This window comes from Mesobacillus jeotgali, assembly GCF_900166585.1.
Classification (GTDB): Bacteria; Bacillota; Bacilli; order Bacillales; family Cytobacillaceae; genus Mesobacillus; species Mesobacillus jeotgali_A.
On record NZ_FVZC01000009.1, the window covers coordinates 1,459,531 to 1,476,914 of the forward strand.

A 17,384-nucleotide genomic window follows, 5' to 3' on the forward strand; every position below is an offset into this window, starting at 1 on the left:
AAAAGATAAAAACATTGAAAGCCCAGAACAAATCTGGGCTTTAGGTTTATCCGTTAAAAAATCTTTCCATCACTCTTCTGCTGGTGCTGCTTCGACAGCGATTTGATAGGCATCGAGCAAATGTGACTTTTCTGTATCATTTTCTAGCCCTACTAAAAATTGATCTCCACCCTTGTCTTCCACCTTCATTACTAGTGTGTCCTCTCCATCCCTCAACATCGCATAAGATTGCCCATTCATTTCAAATAACGCTTCCACCTGGAACTGTCTTTCATTTCCATGTTCGTCCCTTACCGTTACCAGATCCCTGATTGAATCGTTTTCCATAATTGCTCACCTCCGCTTAAAGATCATTTTATTTTCCCCTTTCCTAAAACCAGATATGAATATTTATTAATTATCTTTTATGCTAATAAACAGCGAAGCTGCAGAAAACACTAAATCAAAATACTTAATGAATTTAAAATAAACTTTTAAATGCCATTCTTTATTTTCATCTATATAATATTCTCACACACTGTTATTTGGAGGCGTCATTCTTGAAGGCAGCAGGTATTATCATTGGATCAATTATCGTTTCGTTTGCATTCAATCTTTTCCTTATACCACATGGAATCATGAGCAGCGGAATCAGCGGACTATCAATCATTTTATCAATGATTACATCCATCAATGCGGGAATATACAATTTTATTCTGAATTTCCCCTTATTGATAATAGGTTATTTAAAATTAGGCAGAAAATTTATTATCTATACTATCCTTTCAGTCATTACCATCTCAATTGCACTTTATTTTATTCCGGTATTTAAGCTTGCAGCAGATCCTATTCTTTCATCCATCTTTGGCGGGGCTATTGTCGGACTGGGAATAGGGATTATCTTTCGTTCATCAGGATCATCTGGCGGCTTTGATATTATTGGCATGCTCCTTGCTAGAAGGAAGGATTTCCCTATGGGAACTCTCTTGTTTGCTATGAATTCTATCGTGATTTTGTTATCAGGCTTTTTGTTTAGCTGGGATGCCGCATTAAATACACTTGTTTCTATTTTCGTTCTGGGCAAGGTGATTGATAAAGTACATACACATCACGTAAAGCTTACTTTGATGATCATTACCAGGAAAGGAGAAGAAGTAAAGCAGCACTTGCTCCAAAATGTCTATCGGGGTGTAACGGTAATAGACTCTGTTGGGGGATACTCCAATGAAAAAAGCAATGTCATCATAACCGTTATATCCCGATATGAGCTCACAGAAGTTAAAACACTAATAGAAGAAATCGACCCTGAAGCCTTTGTGAATATAACCGAAACCCTTGAAGTCATGGGTCTTTTTCATCGGAAACAACATTAAAAACTATCAAGAAGCAAGGATTTCCTGCTTCTTGATGTCTCTTTTAAATTTACAGGAAAATTCATCTTGAAATTTTTTTAGTTTCATCTTATAATAGTTAAGTCGCTATCATACGAAAATTGCTTCAGATACTCATCGAGCCGCTTCTTGATTTTCTTTCTGAGACGAGGACGGTATTACTCAATCTGGTAACTTTCTCAAATCTCAACATTATTCTATTATGTCCCAGTAGCTCAGCAGGATAGAGCAACAGTTTCCTAAACTGTAGGTCGGGAGTTCGAATCTCTTCTGGGACGCTAAAAAGCCTTGATTTTCATCAAGGCTTTTTTTATTGTCAAAATACAAGGCTGTTTTCGTAAAGATTGTTGTTAAAATCCTAAAGCCGATTTTAACGTGTTAAAAGCCATTTTGCAGGTCGGTATTAAGTTGGCAAGCTCTTTTCTCTTAGTAAGCGATAATTTTGTGAAGAATATTTGGTAATTCCATCCTATTTTGTTGTGAATAGCTCCAAAGTTTGAGAAAAGAGCCTAATACAAAAACGGTCCCTTTTCTTGTGTCCACCGTAATAGAGACACCAAAATTTTCATATCTGGGATCCTATCTTAGGAGCGCCAATAATTAGGGCAGTTTTTATTAGTAATAAGGAACTAAAGCCCCTTTGAATCCGTCTAAATAAGTGACATCAATAATAGCTACAACAGATTGGGGATTAAAATACTATTGTTTGTGGTATTTATACTCTAAAGCAATATAGCAAAAGGGGAAATTATATGAAAAATAGAAAGAAGGAATTGCCCTACTTATTATTCTTACTGGTTATGCCGATATTAGGATTGATTTACAAGATTTTAAATAATAACCCCAGGGAAGCAGTTATCCTTTCAACTGATTTGGACAGACTAATACCCTTCCTCCCGATTTTTATCATCCCATATATTATCTGGTATGCTTTTATTTTCGGCTACCTAATTTATTTTTGGTATAAGGATGTCGGCATTTACTTAAAGACATTGTCAATGATTGTCGTAGGAGAATTAATTTGTTTCGCTATCTATTTCTTCTTCCAAACAACCGTGCCGAGACCAGAGCTTGCCGGACAGGGAATTTTCATTGACCTGGTTGAAATGATTTATAGTCATGATCAACCTTACAACGCTTTCCCAAGCATTCATGTTTTGACAACATTTGCAATCATCCTTGGCAATATCCATATTCAAAATAAGCACATCATCCACAGAATCCTGGTACCTGTACTGGGATCATTGATTATAATCTCGACATTGTTCGTAAAACAGCATTATATCCTTGATATGTTCGCCTCTGTCTTCATGATTTCATTTATATATGGGATTGTCTTTGAGGTATTGGAATTTAAGCTCTTTAAAAAGTCGGAAACTGTTTATCTGAAAGATTAAATTCTAGCGAGGAAGAAAGTGCCTTGGTGATCCCCGACAAGCGCCGAGACTCGAGGGGCAGGGCGCTGCAGCTGGATTAAGAAAACAATATATAATTATGTTAATTTTATAATTTCGTATGCAATACAAAAAGAGCTGCAAATTTGCAGCTCTCTTTGTATTGCCTTTATTTTTCCGTATTTTCATCACTTCTTACATCTGGTTTGACTGGATATAATTCTTCAGAAGCTTCAGTTTGGTATCGATAATTTGCCTTTTGGTACTGTTCTCCACCTTCTTCCATTACATTGCTTGATACATATTTATGGAAGAAGTATTCAAATACAGCAATTCCAGCTGCTGAGATAAGAGATGGCAGCAATAAGCTCTCTCCGTAGGTCAAGCTTTCACCCACAATCCAAATGATCATGAATGCAAGTCCAAAATCTGCAAGAGTTGCAATTGTATTATTTGTTTTTGGCAGAAGAAATAAGTCACCTATTACGTAAGAAGCGATACCAAGAACCAGGGAAATGAGAAAAACGTTAGTAAATGACATGTCATACATCCCACCAAGGATGATATACAAAACTGCCAGGCTGGCGATGAATTTAATTGCAATTGCTCTAAGATGTTTCATATCCATTTCCTCCAAGTGTTAAGGTTTGTATTATTTTACTCAATTCGCTTTATTCCATACTTTTTTCTGCAAAACAATTGATATCAATCCAATCATGAAAACGACGATAATGCTGATAAAGAAACCCATTCTTATGCTTTTTTCTGCCAAAGTACCGGTAACAGCAGCAAGGATAAGGATTATGCCGAAAATGGAGGTCGTTTTTCCCCATGCCTTTAACTCAACTAATTTAAGCCCTGAAAGGATGATGAATGCCCAGTTAAATAAGATCAGGATTCCTGCAGCGGTGGTAATGTACTCATAAATTTTTCCCGGAAGCAGCAAAGCAGTAATAATGGAAGCAATCAAACCTGCTACTGCAAGTCCCAGTGATGGCAGCGGCAACTGTTTCCATTTTTTGATTTTTTTGGAGAAGACTTTAGGAGCGTCACCATCCTCTGCGAGTGTAACCAGTAAAGTTGTCACACCGAACAACGATGCCGTCATGGTTGAAAAGCCTGCCATTATGATTGCAGCATTAAATACATGCGGAAAGAAATCCAAGCCATATGGTTTCAGAGCAGTAACAAATGGACTTTCTTTATCACTAAAAGCTCCATGGGCAGCCAATAAAACAGCGAGCCCTAATGAAAGCACATATACCACTACTAGTAAAATCAGCATGATCACCCCCGCTTTAGGGGCATCTTCTTTATTCTTCAACCTTGTTGCCATCAAACCGATTACCTCAATTCCTCCATAGGCATAGAAGGCGTAAATTAAGGATGACCAAAAACCTTTTAATCCCTCAGGAAAGAGTTTTTGAGAGGAGTTCGGTACATGAATTTTTTGCGTTTCAAAATTAAACATCCCAAAAATGGCTGCTGCAGCAATCAGAATGAACATTATTATGGCTGCAGTTTTAATAACAGCGAGTAAATCTTCAACTTTGTCAAACCCCTTATTTCCTGTCAGGACAACACCGATCGAGAGAACGGCATAACCAGTTGCGAAAATCCATAAAGGAATATCAGGAAACCAGAATTGTGACAAAATAGAAAGTGCGGTGAGCTGGCTTCCCATTATAAGGATATTAGAACTCCAATAATTCCAGCCGCAGCTGAAACCTGCCCATTTCCCATAGGCCTTATTGGCATAATAGCAAAATGAACCATCCTGAGGATCCATGGCAGTCATTTTAGCTAATAAATTGTAAACTAGATAAGTTCCAATGGCGGCAAGAATAAATGATATTACAATCGATGGTCCTGTGATTTTGATGCCAATGGCAGAACCGAGGAAAAATCCTGTTCCAATGGTACATCCCACCCCAATAAGGGATAACTGCCACCAGGATAAATCACCTTCTTTTGATTTACCCCCTCCTGATTTTGCAGACGGCATAAAAAAATCCATTTCTTTACCCCCTTTCCCAATAGGTATTATCATTCGAAAATTTGCTGTATTTTATGTACGGATTGAGCTAGGAAAAAAGAAAAAGCCGAGTCCCGGAGGATCGACTTTTCAATAATTCATTTCTTGCTGTTATCTGATTCTGAGTCCTTGCTTAGTCCAGTCATAGTGCGGTACATTTGCGTGTACATACTGCCTTGCACAATGTTTTCCAAAAAGAATTCACCAACCAGTTCCTTAAACTCTTCATCTTCAAACATTTTTTTGTTTTGCAGCTCCATTTCCGCCAACCCTTCATATGTGGAAACTAAAGCATAAGTATGATCCTCTCCTGATATCGGGGACAAAAGTTCAACCCTGTGGTCATACTGTTCATTCCGGAAGTTTTGTATTAAGCGCAGATTTTTGATTCCATCCGGAAACTTATCCTGTTTCAGTTCAAAAGTTTGAATAACAATGACTGACATATTATATCCCCCTGTTACCAATTGATAGGATTAGATTTTTCCATTGTCATACAATCTATACATATCCTTTTTTATATTGACCAATAAGACAGATGAGTGGTATGAAAATAAAAAAGATAATATTTAGAATCGATACAAATAAAAGAGATGGAACAGGATCTAACTAGGAAATACACTTATCTTCACTTTATCTAATGACCTTTTCACTAGAATTTTGTTTTAAGACCTTTCGACAAATGCATTAATGATTCACTTTTTCATAATCTTTTTTAAACTTCTCTTCTCATCGCCTGTAGCACATCTACTTTCGTGGCCCTCTGAGCTGGGCGCAGGCCTGATAGGATAGTGACAAGATAACAAATGATGAAGCTGATGATTGGCAATGTATATGGAATATGGCTAAATACCAAACCTTCAGGAGGATTCTCACCAAAAGCCTGTTTAATAATGATCGGCAGCCCAAAATTCACGATGCAGCTAATGGCATAGGCGATCAGAGTTCCAACTGCGGCCCCAATCAAGCCTATATAACTGCTTTCAAGGAGAAAAATTCTTTTGATCGTCTTCGGATTGGCACCGATCGCTTTCATAATCCCTATATCTGGAGCCCTTTCAGTCACAGCCATAGTCATTGTGTTATATATACCTATTGATGCGATAATGATTGCAATCGTTCCGATGAAAATAAGGCCAATCTTTACGATTGTGAATATAACATTCACATCCTTCAATTCATTTATTACTGAATAGGATGGATAATTATTTTCTTCAAGCAGGTTCGTGATGTCATTTACTGCTTCCATATCATTTGCATATATTTTTACCTCATCATATTGGTCAGCTTGGATGGCTGGCAGTATCGCGTCAGGATTGTTGGGGTCATTGATCATTCCTCGAGGTGTCTTTGTAAACTCCTCAACCTGCCTTAAAACTCCATCCGATACAAATACAACATTGTCATAAACCCATTCCTTTGTTGGTTTTTTACGTATTCCTGAAACTGTAACATCCAATGTTTCCATTACTTCTTTGCCATCTTCAAACTTAATGACATTCATACTAATTTTCTTGCCAACCAGATCACCTTTATATCGATACTCATCTTTTATCTGTCCCTTCTCATCGTACATCTCTTCGGTTTCATTTCCCTTTGGCCGGAGATCTGCTAAAAAATGGTATCCTACAAGCACTTCGTTATTTGAATTCGGAAGCCTCCCTGATGACAATTCAAGCCCAGCCTCCATTTCAGAAGACATATCGGCAACGACGGCCCTTGCATAAGTTTGATGCTCACCGATTTCAAAATTATAATCCTGGAGATTTTTCCGTCTAGTTACGGCTTTAACATCCCTGATTTTTTCAAAATAAATAATATCCTCCTCAGTCAACTGTCTGAATCCTTTTTTAGGGTCTTCCTTTCCCGGCACTTCGATCTCTGTAACAATCCTTCTTTCCAGAGTTTCTTTCACAATAGATTTATGGAGTCCAAATCCTACAGAGGCTAGAACAATCAGGAATGCCACACTCATGGCAGTGGCTAGAATTGTCATGAAAAGCCTTGTCCTGTTCTTTCTCATGTTTTGTCTGACAAATCGAAATTGGTCTCTAAGCCTCATATGCAACTGCCCCCTCAACAACTCTTCCATCTATTAATTCAATGGTTCGGTGACCAATATTGGCAACCTTGTCATCATGAGTAATGATTAAAAATGTTAGACCGAAATCTTTGTTTAATTTTTTGATAAACGTCAGCAGTTCCTCTTCTGTATCAGAATCAAGACTTCCAGTTGGTTCATCAGCCAATATGATTGGCGGCCTGCCGATAAGTGCTCTGGCAATGCTTACTCTTTGCTGTTGTCCACCAGATAGTTCACCAGGATAATGGTCCTGATAGTCAGCTAAACCAACCATATCAAGAATTTCTTTTGTCCGGACCCTTCTTTCTCCTTCATTCACTCCTTTTAAAATCAAGGGGAGCTCAATATTTTGACAGGCAGTCATACTCGGTATTAACTGAAAGCTTTGAAAGATAAATCCGAGCTGTTGAATCCGAAAATCAGCGAATTTTGCCTCATTCAGCGTCGATGTTTGAACCCCATTGATTATTATTTCACCTTGTTTTGGCCTTATGAATCCACTGACAAGATTCAGGAGTGTTGATTTTCCGGAACCGCTTCTGCCAACAATTGTGACGATCTCACCTTTTCGAACCTGGAGTGAAACACCTTTTAAAACGGGAAAAATTGTTTTTCTGCCATTTTTTCCGATTTCAAATTCATGGCTTAAATGATTAATTGTTATCAAAACCCTCACCCCTTATCCATTTTATTGAATAAATTGAATTTTTACCCAGTAATTAAGAATAAAAAAAGGCGATTTTATCAATCGCCCAAACGTTGTCTTAGGCCGGGTATTTCTCTGACATGACTTTTTTTAACTGCTTACGTGCTCTATGAAGTCTGGTTTTGACAGTTCCTGATTTTATATTTAACTTACTGGCAATCTCATTTTCCTTTAACCCATATTGAAGTTTAAGTATCAGTACTTGCTGATATTCCTTCGTAAGCATATAGAGCATATGCTGGAGCTGTTCCTTGAACAGGAGCATTTCCACTTCTTTCTCTATCGATTGGTCAGAGTGATCATCGCTAAAAATTTGTTCCATGATACTTTGGTCTGAAGGGAGCCATTTTCTCCGTTTCTCTGCACGCAAATAATCGATTGCTGTACGGGCTGCTATTGCTGACAGCCAGGAACCAATTTTATGTTCATCAACAATGGTATCAACCTTTTTATAAGCTTTTATAAATGTCTCCTGGACTACATCTTCTGCTAAATGTCTATCTTTAGTTATACTGTAAGCAATTTGAATGAGCTTTTTACTATGTATTCTATAAAGCTCTTCAAAATCAATCTTAGCCATATCGATCCCCCTTGCCATTAAAGCTAGCATTAGCTTCAATGCTTAAACTCTCTCTTTTTCTATTTTTTAAAATACTGTTTTATGAATCCTGGAACATGTTTAGTGCTAAAGGTTCGGATTTCTTTTTGATCCTGATTTTTATAGACAAAAATAGCGGTATAAGGTTCTTCATTACTCCAGTCGTCATAACCTGCTTTCTCTATTGCTGACTGCAGCTGGTCCCGATCAGTTATCTTAAGTGTGTTTTGATCGTCGATTATACGTTTTAACAATTCTTCTTGCGGATTTTCACGGAATTGATTGTATTTAATGGATTCATCAGTTACCGCTATATACTCTAAATCCTCCGGAGTTACGATGGCGTCCTTAAGCAAGCCATTCTTTTCAAGCCAGTCAATAAAACTGGAGTAGGTAAGTTTCAATTCTACAGGGTCGTACTGATCCGTACCGGCCTTGATTTCAATTGTTGACCAGATTCCGACAGGATAATAATCTGCAGTAAATGGTTCTTGTTCAATTTCTTTTTTCAGAAGGGACATCGCCTGCGTGATCTTTTCTTTATCAACAATTACCAATGGATTATCCAAAACATGCTTGTTTATTCTGATTGACGTAACTTCATCTGTTTTAATTTTAAACACTAGTTCATTTGCATGTTTATACTCTATTGATTCATATATTTTTCTCATTTCAGGTTCATAGTCATGACGATTGATGGTATACTGGCGGACCATCTTCTTTCCACTTTTTAATTGATAAACAAAGAAAGCAAACTCTTGAGCTTTCATTTCTTGTTCATTCAATTTTTCATTTTGAATAATCCGTTTATGAAAATCCACTACATTCTCTATATTTTCTTGCTGCAGCAATGGTTTTGGAGCGTATGGGTCGTCTGATTGCAAATACATATAATTTGCATATGTAACACTTTGGATTTCATTCAAGGCAGGTACCCTCTTTTCAAAAGGGGAAAATGCCTGTGTAATCATAATTAAGACTGTCAGCACAGCAGCAAAGTAAACAAGCCCTTTGATGCTCCTAAAAACCCTCCATGTTTTCTGAAGAACCATCTCGGCTGTGAAATAACCCACTGTTCCGCCTGCAGCATACCCGAATATCAGCCAGGCAAATTTATTCTGCATCGCATCGAAATACATGGCGCCGAGGAGGGACATGCAGAATGCAACCCCATATTTAAAAACGATTCTTAACCAATTAAAAGCAATTGCTTCTGATGCTGTTTCAATATTCCTTTTTTTATAGATAAATAGAGATAGTAAATAGGCGACAAAAACAATTACCAGGTATAGAATAACTGCTTTTGCAGAAATTGATCTGCCCTCCATCAATGCTAGATGTGAAATAGGAGAAAGATATTCAATATTCCTGATTTGATAATAATCATTAGGAAAACCATACAACATTATTCCAAGGTTATAGTTGATCAGCAATGTAAATCCAGCGGGGAACAGCAGCATAATATACGTCAAAACACCCTGAACCACCGATATTCCTGTAACCATTGCAACAAATACCCCTGATAGGAAGAAGACAGCATTATATAGGATGACGATTCCGGTCCACCTTAGTATGTCTTCAAGCTGGAAATAGAAATTCAAACCATAAACACTGTGTACAATGATTGTAATGAGCGCAGTGATCAGGACAGGGATAACCAAAAAGATAAATCCCGTCATTGTATAAAAATTAAATATATGCTCCCGTTTCAATGGCAGACTGTGCATTAAATCTGCTGCCTGCTTAACGTGCAGAAAGCGAAAAAGGAAGATTGCCAGTACAACAGGCACGGTAATGAACATAATGAACTGTATACCAAACTCGAATTCGAATAATCTCTTAACTGGCATGAAATTTTGGTAGTCGTCCCCTGAATAAACCATCATTATCCTTAAGGGTACGGCGAAAAATAGCACAAGGAAATAAATTGCTGAAATCCAGCCGATACTTCTTGCAACCTGAAGGAGCATCTCCTTGTTAAACAATGATATTTTTGATGGCATAACCGATATCCCCCATCTCATATATGAAAATTTCCTCTAGTGTCAATGGAAGAAGATCGAAAATAACAGGTCTGGTTTGTTTGATGGCGTTTATGATTTCATCCTCTTTCCCACGGATGATACATACCAATACACTTCCCCGTCTTTCGCAATGAAGCATGGGCAGCTGTTGTCCAAGATGCACTGGTGTCTCTCCCCTATAGGCTAACTGAACCTTATGGATATCCGATTTTAGGTCATCAAGGTCTTTTTCCAATAGAATAGATCCTTGATGTAATATTCCTATGTGGTCACAAATGTCTTCGATTTCCCGAAGGTTGTGGGAAGAAATCAATATCGTCATTTCCCTGTCCGCCACATCCTGTATCAGAAGGTTTTTAACTTTTCTCCTTGCTACAGGATCCAGCCCATCCATAGGTTCATCGAGGATCAGTACCTCCGGCATGGTTGATAAAGCCAGCCAGAATGCGGCCTGTCTTTGAATTCCCTTAGAAAAAGAATGCAATTTTTTATTCATGCTAAAATCAAAAACTTCCGCTAATTTTGAGAATCTCGATTCATTCCACAAAGGATAAATACTTTTATAAAAATTGGCCATCTGCCTGACGGTGTATTGAGGAAAGAAATAAGGCTGGTCTGATATGTAAAAAATCTTTTGCTTTATTGCCTGATTTTCATAAATGCAGTTTCCCTCTAGTCTTACTTCGCCTGAATCCTGTCTGTATATGCCTGCAAGCAATTTTATGATCGTTGTTTTTCCAGCACCATTTGAACCGATCAACCCATAGATTGAGCCTTTATTAATCGTCATATTGACATTTTTAACTGCTTCTTGTTTTTCAAAAGCTTTGTTTATTTCGATCATTTCGATCATCCTGCCCGCTTCCCCCTTTCATAGCATCCACGTTTCTGACCATTTCATGAAGTTCAACGGCAGAAACACCCAGGTATAATGCCTCCTGCAGAAGTTTTTCCAGTTCCTGCCTCACTTGCAGGATTTTATCTAGATCTTTACCGCTTTCCATCGGGTTCACAAAACTCCCCTTACCTTTTAATGAATAGATGAACCCCTGCGTCTCTAACTCTCGATATGCCTTCTGGATTGTATTCGGATTTATGGTCAATTGCTGTGCCATCTGTCGTACGGAAGGCAATTGTTCATCAGGTTTGAGCACTTCATTAATAATCAGCTCTTTCATTTTATCTACCAGCTGTTCATATATTGGTTTTCTGCTCCTAAGGTCAAGCTCAAACATAATGACCCCCTATCTGTACTAAGTGTACTATTATTATTAATACAGTTTAATTATATGCCAGACTCTTCCAAAAAGATAGGAGGAATATTCTTAAATATTTCTTAAGAAAAATTAAGAAATGAAGTGAAAGTATAATTATTGAATATGGAATCAAAGCCTTCTATCGGTGTAATTTTACACTATTAATAACCGTCAACTCAATAACTTTTTAGAAAATACTGGAATAATATATTTTTGAAATAAAAAAACACCTAGCCTAGGACTAAAGTGTTAAAGAATAATGAATGAATTTATCCTTATCAACAAAAACTTTCTGAAAGAATCTTTTTTCTAATACTTTTTGAGAAGGAATATTATCAATCGCTGTTTTTGCATGTAATTCTTTTATCCCCAAAAGCTTTGCCTCTGACTGCAGCATTTCAAGTGCCTTAAGAGCAATTCCTTTCCCGGTAAATTTTTCACCGACCCGATAACCTACAGCACCGGTATGAGTGATCCAATCAAGATCGATTAAATTTATCCGACCGATTATCTCACCCTCTGTGTCTTTTATTAAGGCTGTTTTCGTAAAGATTGTTGTTAAAATCCTAAAGCCGATTTTAACGTGATTATAGCCATTTTGTAGGTCGGTCCTAAGTTAGCAAGCTCTTTTCTCTTCAGAAGCGTTCATTTTGTGCAGAAACTTAGGCAATTCCATCCTATTTTGTCATCAATAGCAACAAAGTTTGAGAAAAGAGCCTTTATTAAATAAAAAATACATTGCTTATTTTTCTGCTCCTCAAGAAATCCTTGCAGGATATTCAAAAATTCATCGTATTGGAAATATGAAGCCGGCCTTGCTGGAACAAACTTCTCGAAAAAAATTTTTTTCTCTTTCAAACTCGAATAATGGTTTAGCGTCATGCATTGTTAATAATGATGAATTTAGATTCATTGCCCTGCTCCTTTTGTACCAACGCAGTTGCGCATGGTTATTTTTATGCAACTTTTTTCCGGCGACTTAGTTCTAATTCGGCGATATATGGCCAACTCCTTTTTCTTCTTCCATTAAACACCACCAAACCCTAAATACATTAAACCTAAAATATTTATCCATAATATAGTGGGAGGTGAATTTGAATGAAATGGTTGCTGGCCTTTGGTCTCATATTATCAAGCAGTACCGCCAATCATACAAATGAAATAACAATCATGTGGGAAAATGAACCAGCAGTTGAAGTCCACCGCTCAGATTTTTCGATACCATGGTTTGGGTATCCAATTCTTAATCATACAATGCTTGATACGCTGATTAAACAGCTATCCATCCAATTCAAAAAAGAACCAAAAAATGCAGGTCTAGATGATTATGGAAATATTATTCCTGAAGATGTTGGGTATATGCTTGATGAAAAAAAATTCAAGGAAAAATTTTATGGGAGTTTTTTTCAAAACGATCATTCCAAATTCGAGGTTCCTACGCTCCGAGTTTATCCCAAGGTCGACAGTGAAATAATAGCCAATATCCGTACAAAACTCATAGGTCATTACATAACCTATTACAACAGTGCAAATAAAGAAAGAACCCATAATATTTCACTCGCTGCGGAGGCAATTAATAATCATGTTGTTTTTCCCGGCGAAGTATTTTCTTTTAATAATGTTGTCGGAAAAAGAACCGCATCACGTGGCTATCAACCAGCACCAATCATTGTAAGAGGAGAATTATCGGAAGGAATTGGCGGAGGGATATGCCAGGTGTCATCCACCCTTTTTAATGCTGCAGATCGCTCTGGCATGAAGATAATCGAGCGATATTCTCACAGTAAGCAGGTCCCTTATGTTCCTCCCGGGAGAGACGCAACTGTCAGCTGGTATGGACCTGACTTTACGTTTAAAAACCAACATAACCAGCCAGTACTGATCAGGGCTAAAACCTATCCTGGCAAAATGATCGTTCTAATTTATTCTTCGGATGAAATCAATATAGATAAGAGGAAAGTACCAAGTACAGATAGTGACGCCATTATTCCTGAAGAACCGATATAACTAAAAAGGAATCCTCTGTCAGGGGATTCTTTTATTTTATAGGAATACCTTTACATATATACCAAAAATTACGTAAAATAATGGTAATAGTTGGTTTATTTCCGAACTAAAATATTACTTTTCATCTTTAACTATAGCCAGCCTAACTGGCCTTTGACCATGCAGCACATTGGAGTGCTTAGCCTAAGCTGAAAATGTTAAGTGATAGTTTTATAGAATGATCATTTCAAAGGATGTGGGAACGCTTGCCAAAAAAGAAAAATACAACACCTATCAGAGTCAATATCTTATTCTTTTCCGTTTTTATCCTATTTTCATTGCTTGTCCTTCGTCTTGGAATTGTACAGATCGTCCATGGCGAGGATTTTAAACGGGAAATTAACCGCAAAGAGGATGTTACAGTCAATAACCCTGTACCACGAGGAAGAATGCTCGATAGAAACCATAAGATTATTGTAGACAATAAACCACTAAATGCTATTACATATACAAATGAAGGAGCTTCCCAGAAAGAAATGCTCCAAACAGCAGCAAAGCTTGCCAGGATCATTAACAAAGATACCGGGAAAGTCCGTGAAAGAGATATGAAGGATTTTTGGATGATCAAGCATCCAGAGGAAGCGAAAAGCCTGATAACTGAAAAAGAGATGGCATTATTCAGAAGTAAAAAGCTTAAAGATAAGGATTTATATAAGCTGCAGATCAAAAGGATTACAAGAAATCATCTTGATCAGCTAACAAGCCAGGAACTAGAAGAACTGGCGATTTTCAGCATTATGAACAGCGGATATAAGTTTGTTCCGCAAATTATCAAAAATAAAGATGTCACACGAGAAGAGTTTGCAATGGTCAATGAAAATCTGGCTCACCTGCCTGGTGTAAATGCCACGACAGATTGGGAGCGCGAATATAAGTATAATGACACTTTCAAGCCAGTATTAGGCAGAGTCACTACTAACAGTGAGGGTCTTCCCGCTGACAGGCTTGATTATTACATTTCTCGAGGTTATACACGTAATGACAGGGTCGGTAAAAGCTACCTGGAATTAGAATATGAAGATGTGCTGCAGGGAAAAAAAGAAAAGATAGTTAATATTACGGATAAGGCTGGAGAGCTGCTCGAAAAAGAATTAATTTCCGAAGGCCAGCGCGGAAAAGATTTAATTCTCAGCATTGACATGGATCTGCAGGAAACCGTAGAAAGAATCATTGAAAAGGAGTTATGGGCTGCCAAAAACTCGCCGGGAACCGGGCTTCTGGACAGCGCCTATGTGGTACTGATTGACCCTAAAACAGGGGAAGTATTAACAATGGCCGGAAAGAAAATAAAAAAGGATAAAAAAACGAGAGAACTATATATGGAAGATGATGCATTAGGAAACATATTAAACACCTACAATGTCGGCTCTGTTGTCAAAGGGGCAACAGTTTTGACTGGCTATAAAACAGAGGCAATCAGCTCCGTAACCCAATTTGATGACAGAGCACTCGATATTAAAGGTACACCGATAAAAAAATCCTATAGCTACTTAGGTGTCCTGAATGATATTGAAGCATTAAAAAAATCCTCTAATGTTTATATGTTCCATACGGCAATTCGAATTGGGAATGGTGTATACCGCTATCAGCAGCCATTGGATCTCAACCCGCAGGTTTGGGATACAATCCGTAATTCATTCGCCTCATTCGGATTAGGTATCCGCACAGGCATCGATCTGCCAAACGAACAAAGCGGGGCCAAAGGCGGAAAATATCCAATCGGTAAAGTACTCGATTTAGTTATTGGCCAGTATGATACCTATACCAATATGCAGCTTGCCCAGTATATCTCTACGATTGCTAATGGCGGGCAACGAATGCAGCCAAGGGTTGTGAGGGAAATCCATGAACCAGCAATGAACGGGGAGGAAATCGGAGCCGTTTATAAGTCTTTTGCTCCAAAGGTTTTAAATGATATAGGCATGGATGATCAATGGCTTGCTCGTGTCCACACTGGATTTAAGAAAGTCATGCAGGAACCAGGTGGTACAGCTTATCGTTATTTTGGCAATGCAGCTTATTCGCCTGCTGGAAAAACCGGCACAGCAGAGGCCTTCTATGATGGTCAATATAGGATAAAAGGTGACCCGCTGGTCCAAACGATGAATCTTAGCCTGGTCGGCTATGCCCCATCAGACAATCCGGAGATTGCGATGGCTGTAATGGTTCCCTGGGCTTACCAGGGGAGTGTTGACCACGGTGCAAATAAAAAGATTGGCCGCGCAGTGATGGATGCTTATTTCGACCTCAAGAAAGCTTCCCGGCAGCCGAATAATCAAGAGTAAAAAAGCTGTGCCATATCATATGGCACAGCTTTTAATGATCATTATAATTCTTTCGCAAGTGAAGGCTTCTTCATTTCGACGCTTTCAAATGCCGCCCCAATTTTTTCTTCTGCCTGTGCGAATTTTTCATCTGATGCTTCCAGAGATGGGGCATCCTTTTTTAGCTCTTCTGATTTGATTTTATAAGATTCTGCAAGATCTTTTAGAGCCGCTTCAAGATCTGATTTTTGATCCTTCAGTTCGGCAGGGACTTCCAGGCCTTCGACTTTACTAGCAACTGCTGCTGCTGATTCACTTGCTGCAGTTTTGTCTTCAGGTGTTGGCTCTTCTGCTCCTTCATATGCATTAAGGTCAGCATCTGCCTCATTAATTGTGTTAACGATGCTCATATAGAATTTGTACATAGCGCTTTTAGGATTTACCGCTGGCTTTGATGCTTCTTCTGATTTAGTCTTTTCCGGCTCAGCTTCTTTCTCAGCTGAACATGCAGTCAACCCGATTGCAAAAGAAATTGCTGCCAGTAAAACAAAAAACTTTTTCATTCTAATACTCCCCTTCAATCTCTATATATGCTTGTTGTGAACCCATAAATTCACACAGCTTTTTCATTATAAAATGATTATTTAACAAACTCAAATAATTTGTAAAGTTTTAATGAAAAAAGTCCCCATTTACTATAAAGCAGCAATGCATTAAGTATTCAGCACTTTACCATAGTAATAAATTCATTGGTTTCTGTTTTAAATTCTGATTTATATTTAAACCCGCTTTTTTCATACAATCTAATGGCCCTTTTATTGAACTTTGCTACTGTCAATCTCAAGGATTTGGGTGGTTTATCACCATTCAATTCCTTTATGACAAAAGAAAAAAAATTAAAGCCATGACCTTTTCCTGTAAGATTGGGTTCCATGCCTATCCCTATATCTATTGCCGGCTCTGAATATGCTCCAAATTTCTTTCCTGCCGGCACTTGAGCGGAAGAACCTGTACAATAAAATCCAATTAATGATCCATCATTTTGGTCCTCCACTGCAAAATAACCTTGATCGATAAGTTCCTTTATGGATTCCTCACTTACATCATTGTTGTACAACTCAAATGGCGATTCATATTTCCAGCCAAGGATTTTTACTGCCAGATCCCTAGTCATCCTTTTGCTTTCTAGTTCCAATTTTTTAGTCCTCCTGCATAAAATTCATTAACAAGATTAAATAATTCATTCTTGTAGAATGAAATTCCTCCTGCCATAATAACTTTTTATGATATTGTGTAATTTTTTTGTAATATGAAGTTTAATAGTTTCGTATTTGGGAATATTTATAGTAACAAAAATAATTGATGACAGGAGCGATTACATAATGATCACTACATTTGCTTTACTTGGAGGAGCTTTCGCAATCGCCGCTGGATTGAACTTCTTTGCAGTTAATGATGGAAATGATTTTATAGATGACGAAGCAATCAACTAAAGAGGCGCTGATATCAGCGTCTCTTTTTCTGTGAAATTTTTGAACTTTTAGTGTATTTTTTAGATAGCGCAGGAAATAATAGACTTAAAGAGAAATACTTAGCATAGAGTTTCTA

17 protein-coding genes and 1 tRNA gene are annotated in these 17,384 nt (G+C 37.8%); 5 read left to right on the forward strand and 13 right to left on the reverse strand.

Translation table 11 applies throughout. The annotated features are described in order from the left end of the window. Window positions 1–69 precede the first annotated feature (69 nt). The gene (locus tag B5X77_RS17335; protein WP_079509191.1) at window positions 70–327 is read right to left on the reverse strand and encodes a DUF1292 domain-containing protein; all 258 of its coding nucleotides are present in this window, start codon (window positions 325–327) and stop codon (window positions 70–72) included. Window positions 328–539: 212 nt separating this feature from the next. On the opposite strand from B5X77_RS17335, the gene B5X77_RS17340 reads away from it, so the two are divergent. From B5X77_RS17340 to B5X77_RS17350, 3 genes are all read left to right on the forward strand, one after another. Then, complete coding sequence (locus B5X77_RS17340; RefSeq protein ID WP_257391842.1) at window positions 540–1,352, forward strand: YitT family protein; 813 nt, start codon at window positions 540–542, stop codon at window positions 1,350–1,352. Window positions 1,353–1,574: 222 nt separating this feature from the next. Further along, window positions 1,575–1,648 (forward strand) — tRNA-Arg (locus B5X77_RS17345). Window positions 1,649–2,122: 474 nt separating this feature from the next. Continuing rightward, window positions 2,123–2,767 (forward strand): phosphatase PAP2 family protein, encoded by a 645-nt coding sequence (locus B5X77_RS17350; protein ID WP_079509192.1) that lies wholly within the window; start codon window positions 2,123–2,125, stop codon window positions 2,765–2,767. A 166-nt stretch (window positions 2,768–2,933) separates the two neighbouring features. Here the strand turns inward: B5X77_RS17350 and B5X77_RS17355 are convergent, their stop codons facing one another. The 10 genes from B5X77_RS17355 to B5X77_RS24030 form a co-directional block, all read right to left on the reverse strand. Beyond that, a complete protein-coding gene (locus tag B5X77_RS17355; protein WP_079509193.1) occupies window positions 2,934–3,386 on the reverse strand; it encodes a YndM family protein in 453 nt (150 codons plus the stop codon). A 39-nt stretch (window positions 3,387–3,425) separates the two neighbouring features. Then, window positions 3,426–4,781, reverse strand: a complete 1,356-nt coding sequence (locus B5X77_RS17360) for an amino acid permease (RefSeq protein ID WP_079509194.1) — start codon at window positions 4,779–4,781, stop codon at window positions 3,426–3,428. A 116-nt stretch (window positions 4,782–4,897) separates the two neighbouring features. Continuing rightward, window positions 4,898–5,245, reverse strand: coding sequence for a hypothetical protein (locus tag B5X77_RS17365; RefSeq protein WP_079509195.1), 348 nt, complete (start codon window positions 5,243–5,245; stop codon window positions 4,898–4,900). 269 nt (window positions 5,246–5,514) lie between these two features. Beyond that, entirely contained in the window at window positions 5,515–6,861 is a 1,347-nt protein-coding gene (locus B5X77_RS17370; protein WP_079509196.1) for an ABC transporter permease, read from the reverse strand. Next, entirely contained in the window at window positions 6,851–7,549 is a 699-nt protein-coding gene (locus tag B5X77_RS17375; protein WP_079509197.1) for an ABC transporter ATP-binding protein, read from the reverse strand. The genes B5X77_RS17370 and B5X77_RS17375 overlap by 11 nt, the downstream gene beginning before the upstream one ends. A 97-nt stretch (window positions 7,550–7,646) precedes the next feature. Further along, window positions 7,647–8,168 carry an RNA polymerase sigma factor gene (locus B5X77_RS17380; RefSeq protein WP_079509198.1) on the reverse strand — a complete coding sequence of 174 codons (522 nt, stop codon included), beginning with the start codon at window positions 8,166–8,168 and terminating at the stop codon, window positions 7,647–7,649. A gap of 59 nt (window positions 8,169–8,227) precedes the next feature. Beyond that, on the reverse strand, window positions 8,228–10,189 hold the full coding sequence (locus B5X77_RS17385; RefSeq protein ID WP_079509199.1) for a DUF6449 domain-containing protein: 1,962 nt from the start codon (window positions 10,187–10,189) through the stop codon (window positions 8,228–8,230). Next, complete coding sequence (locus B5X77_RS17390) at window positions 10,164–11,063, reverse strand: ABC transporter ATP-binding protein (RefSeq protein ID WP_079509200.1); 900 nt, start codon at window positions 11,061–11,063, stop codon at window positions 10,164–10,166. The genes B5X77_RS17385 and B5X77_RS17390 overlap by 26 nt, the downstream gene beginning before the upstream one ends. Beyond that, window positions 11,029–11,445 (reverse strand): GntR family transcriptional regulator, encoded by a 417-nt coding sequence (locus B5X77_RS17395; protein ID WP_079509201.1) that lies wholly within the window; start codon window positions 11,443–11,445, stop codon window positions 11,029–11,031. The genes B5X77_RS17390 and B5X77_RS17395 overlap by 35 nt, the downstream gene beginning before the upstream one ends. 262 nt (window positions 11,446–11,707) lie before the next feature. Beyond that, window positions 11,708–12,043, reverse strand: coding sequence for a GNAT family N-acetyltransferase (locus B5X77_RS24030; RefSeq protein ID WP_079509202.1), 336 nt, complete (start codon window positions 12,041–12,043; stop codon window positions 11,708–11,710). Window positions 12,044–12,564: 521 nt separating this feature from the next. Here B5X77_RS24030 and B5X77_RS17410 point away from each other — a divergent pair. After that, window positions 12,565–13,473 (forward strand): VanW family protein, encoded by a 909-nt coding sequence (locus tag B5X77_RS17410; RefSeq protein ID WP_079509204.1) that lies wholly within the window; start codon window positions 12,565–12,567, stop codon window positions 13,471–13,473. 233 nt (window positions 13,474–13,706) lie between these two features. Continuing rightward, window positions 13,707–15,797 carry a peptidoglycan D,D-transpeptidase FtsI family protein gene (locus B5X77_RS17415; protein WP_079509205.1) on the forward strand — a complete coding sequence of 697 codons (2,091 nt, stop codon included), beginning with the start codon at window positions 13,707–13,709 and terminating at the stop codon, window positions 15,795–15,797. A 41-nt stretch (window positions 15,798–15,838) separates the two neighbouring features. On the opposite strand, the gene B5X77_RS17420 is transcribed toward B5X77_RS17415, so the two are convergent. Both B5X77_RS17420 and B5X77_RS17425 read right to left on the reverse strand, forming a co-directional pair. After that, a complete protein-coding gene (locus B5X77_RS17420) occupies window positions 15,839–16,339 on the reverse strand; it encodes a hypothetical protein (RefSeq protein ID WP_079509206.1) in 501 nt (166 codons plus the stop codon). A 158-nt stretch (window positions 16,340–16,497) separates the two neighbouring features. Continuing rightward, the gene (locus tag B5X77_RS17425) at window positions 16,498–16,971 is read right to left on the reverse strand and encodes a GNAT family N-acetyltransferase (RefSeq protein ID WP_257391843.1); all 474 of its coding nucleotides are present in this window, start codon (window positions 16,969–16,971) and stop codon (window positions 16,498–16,500) included. Window positions 16,972–17,384: the final 413 nt, after the last annotated feature.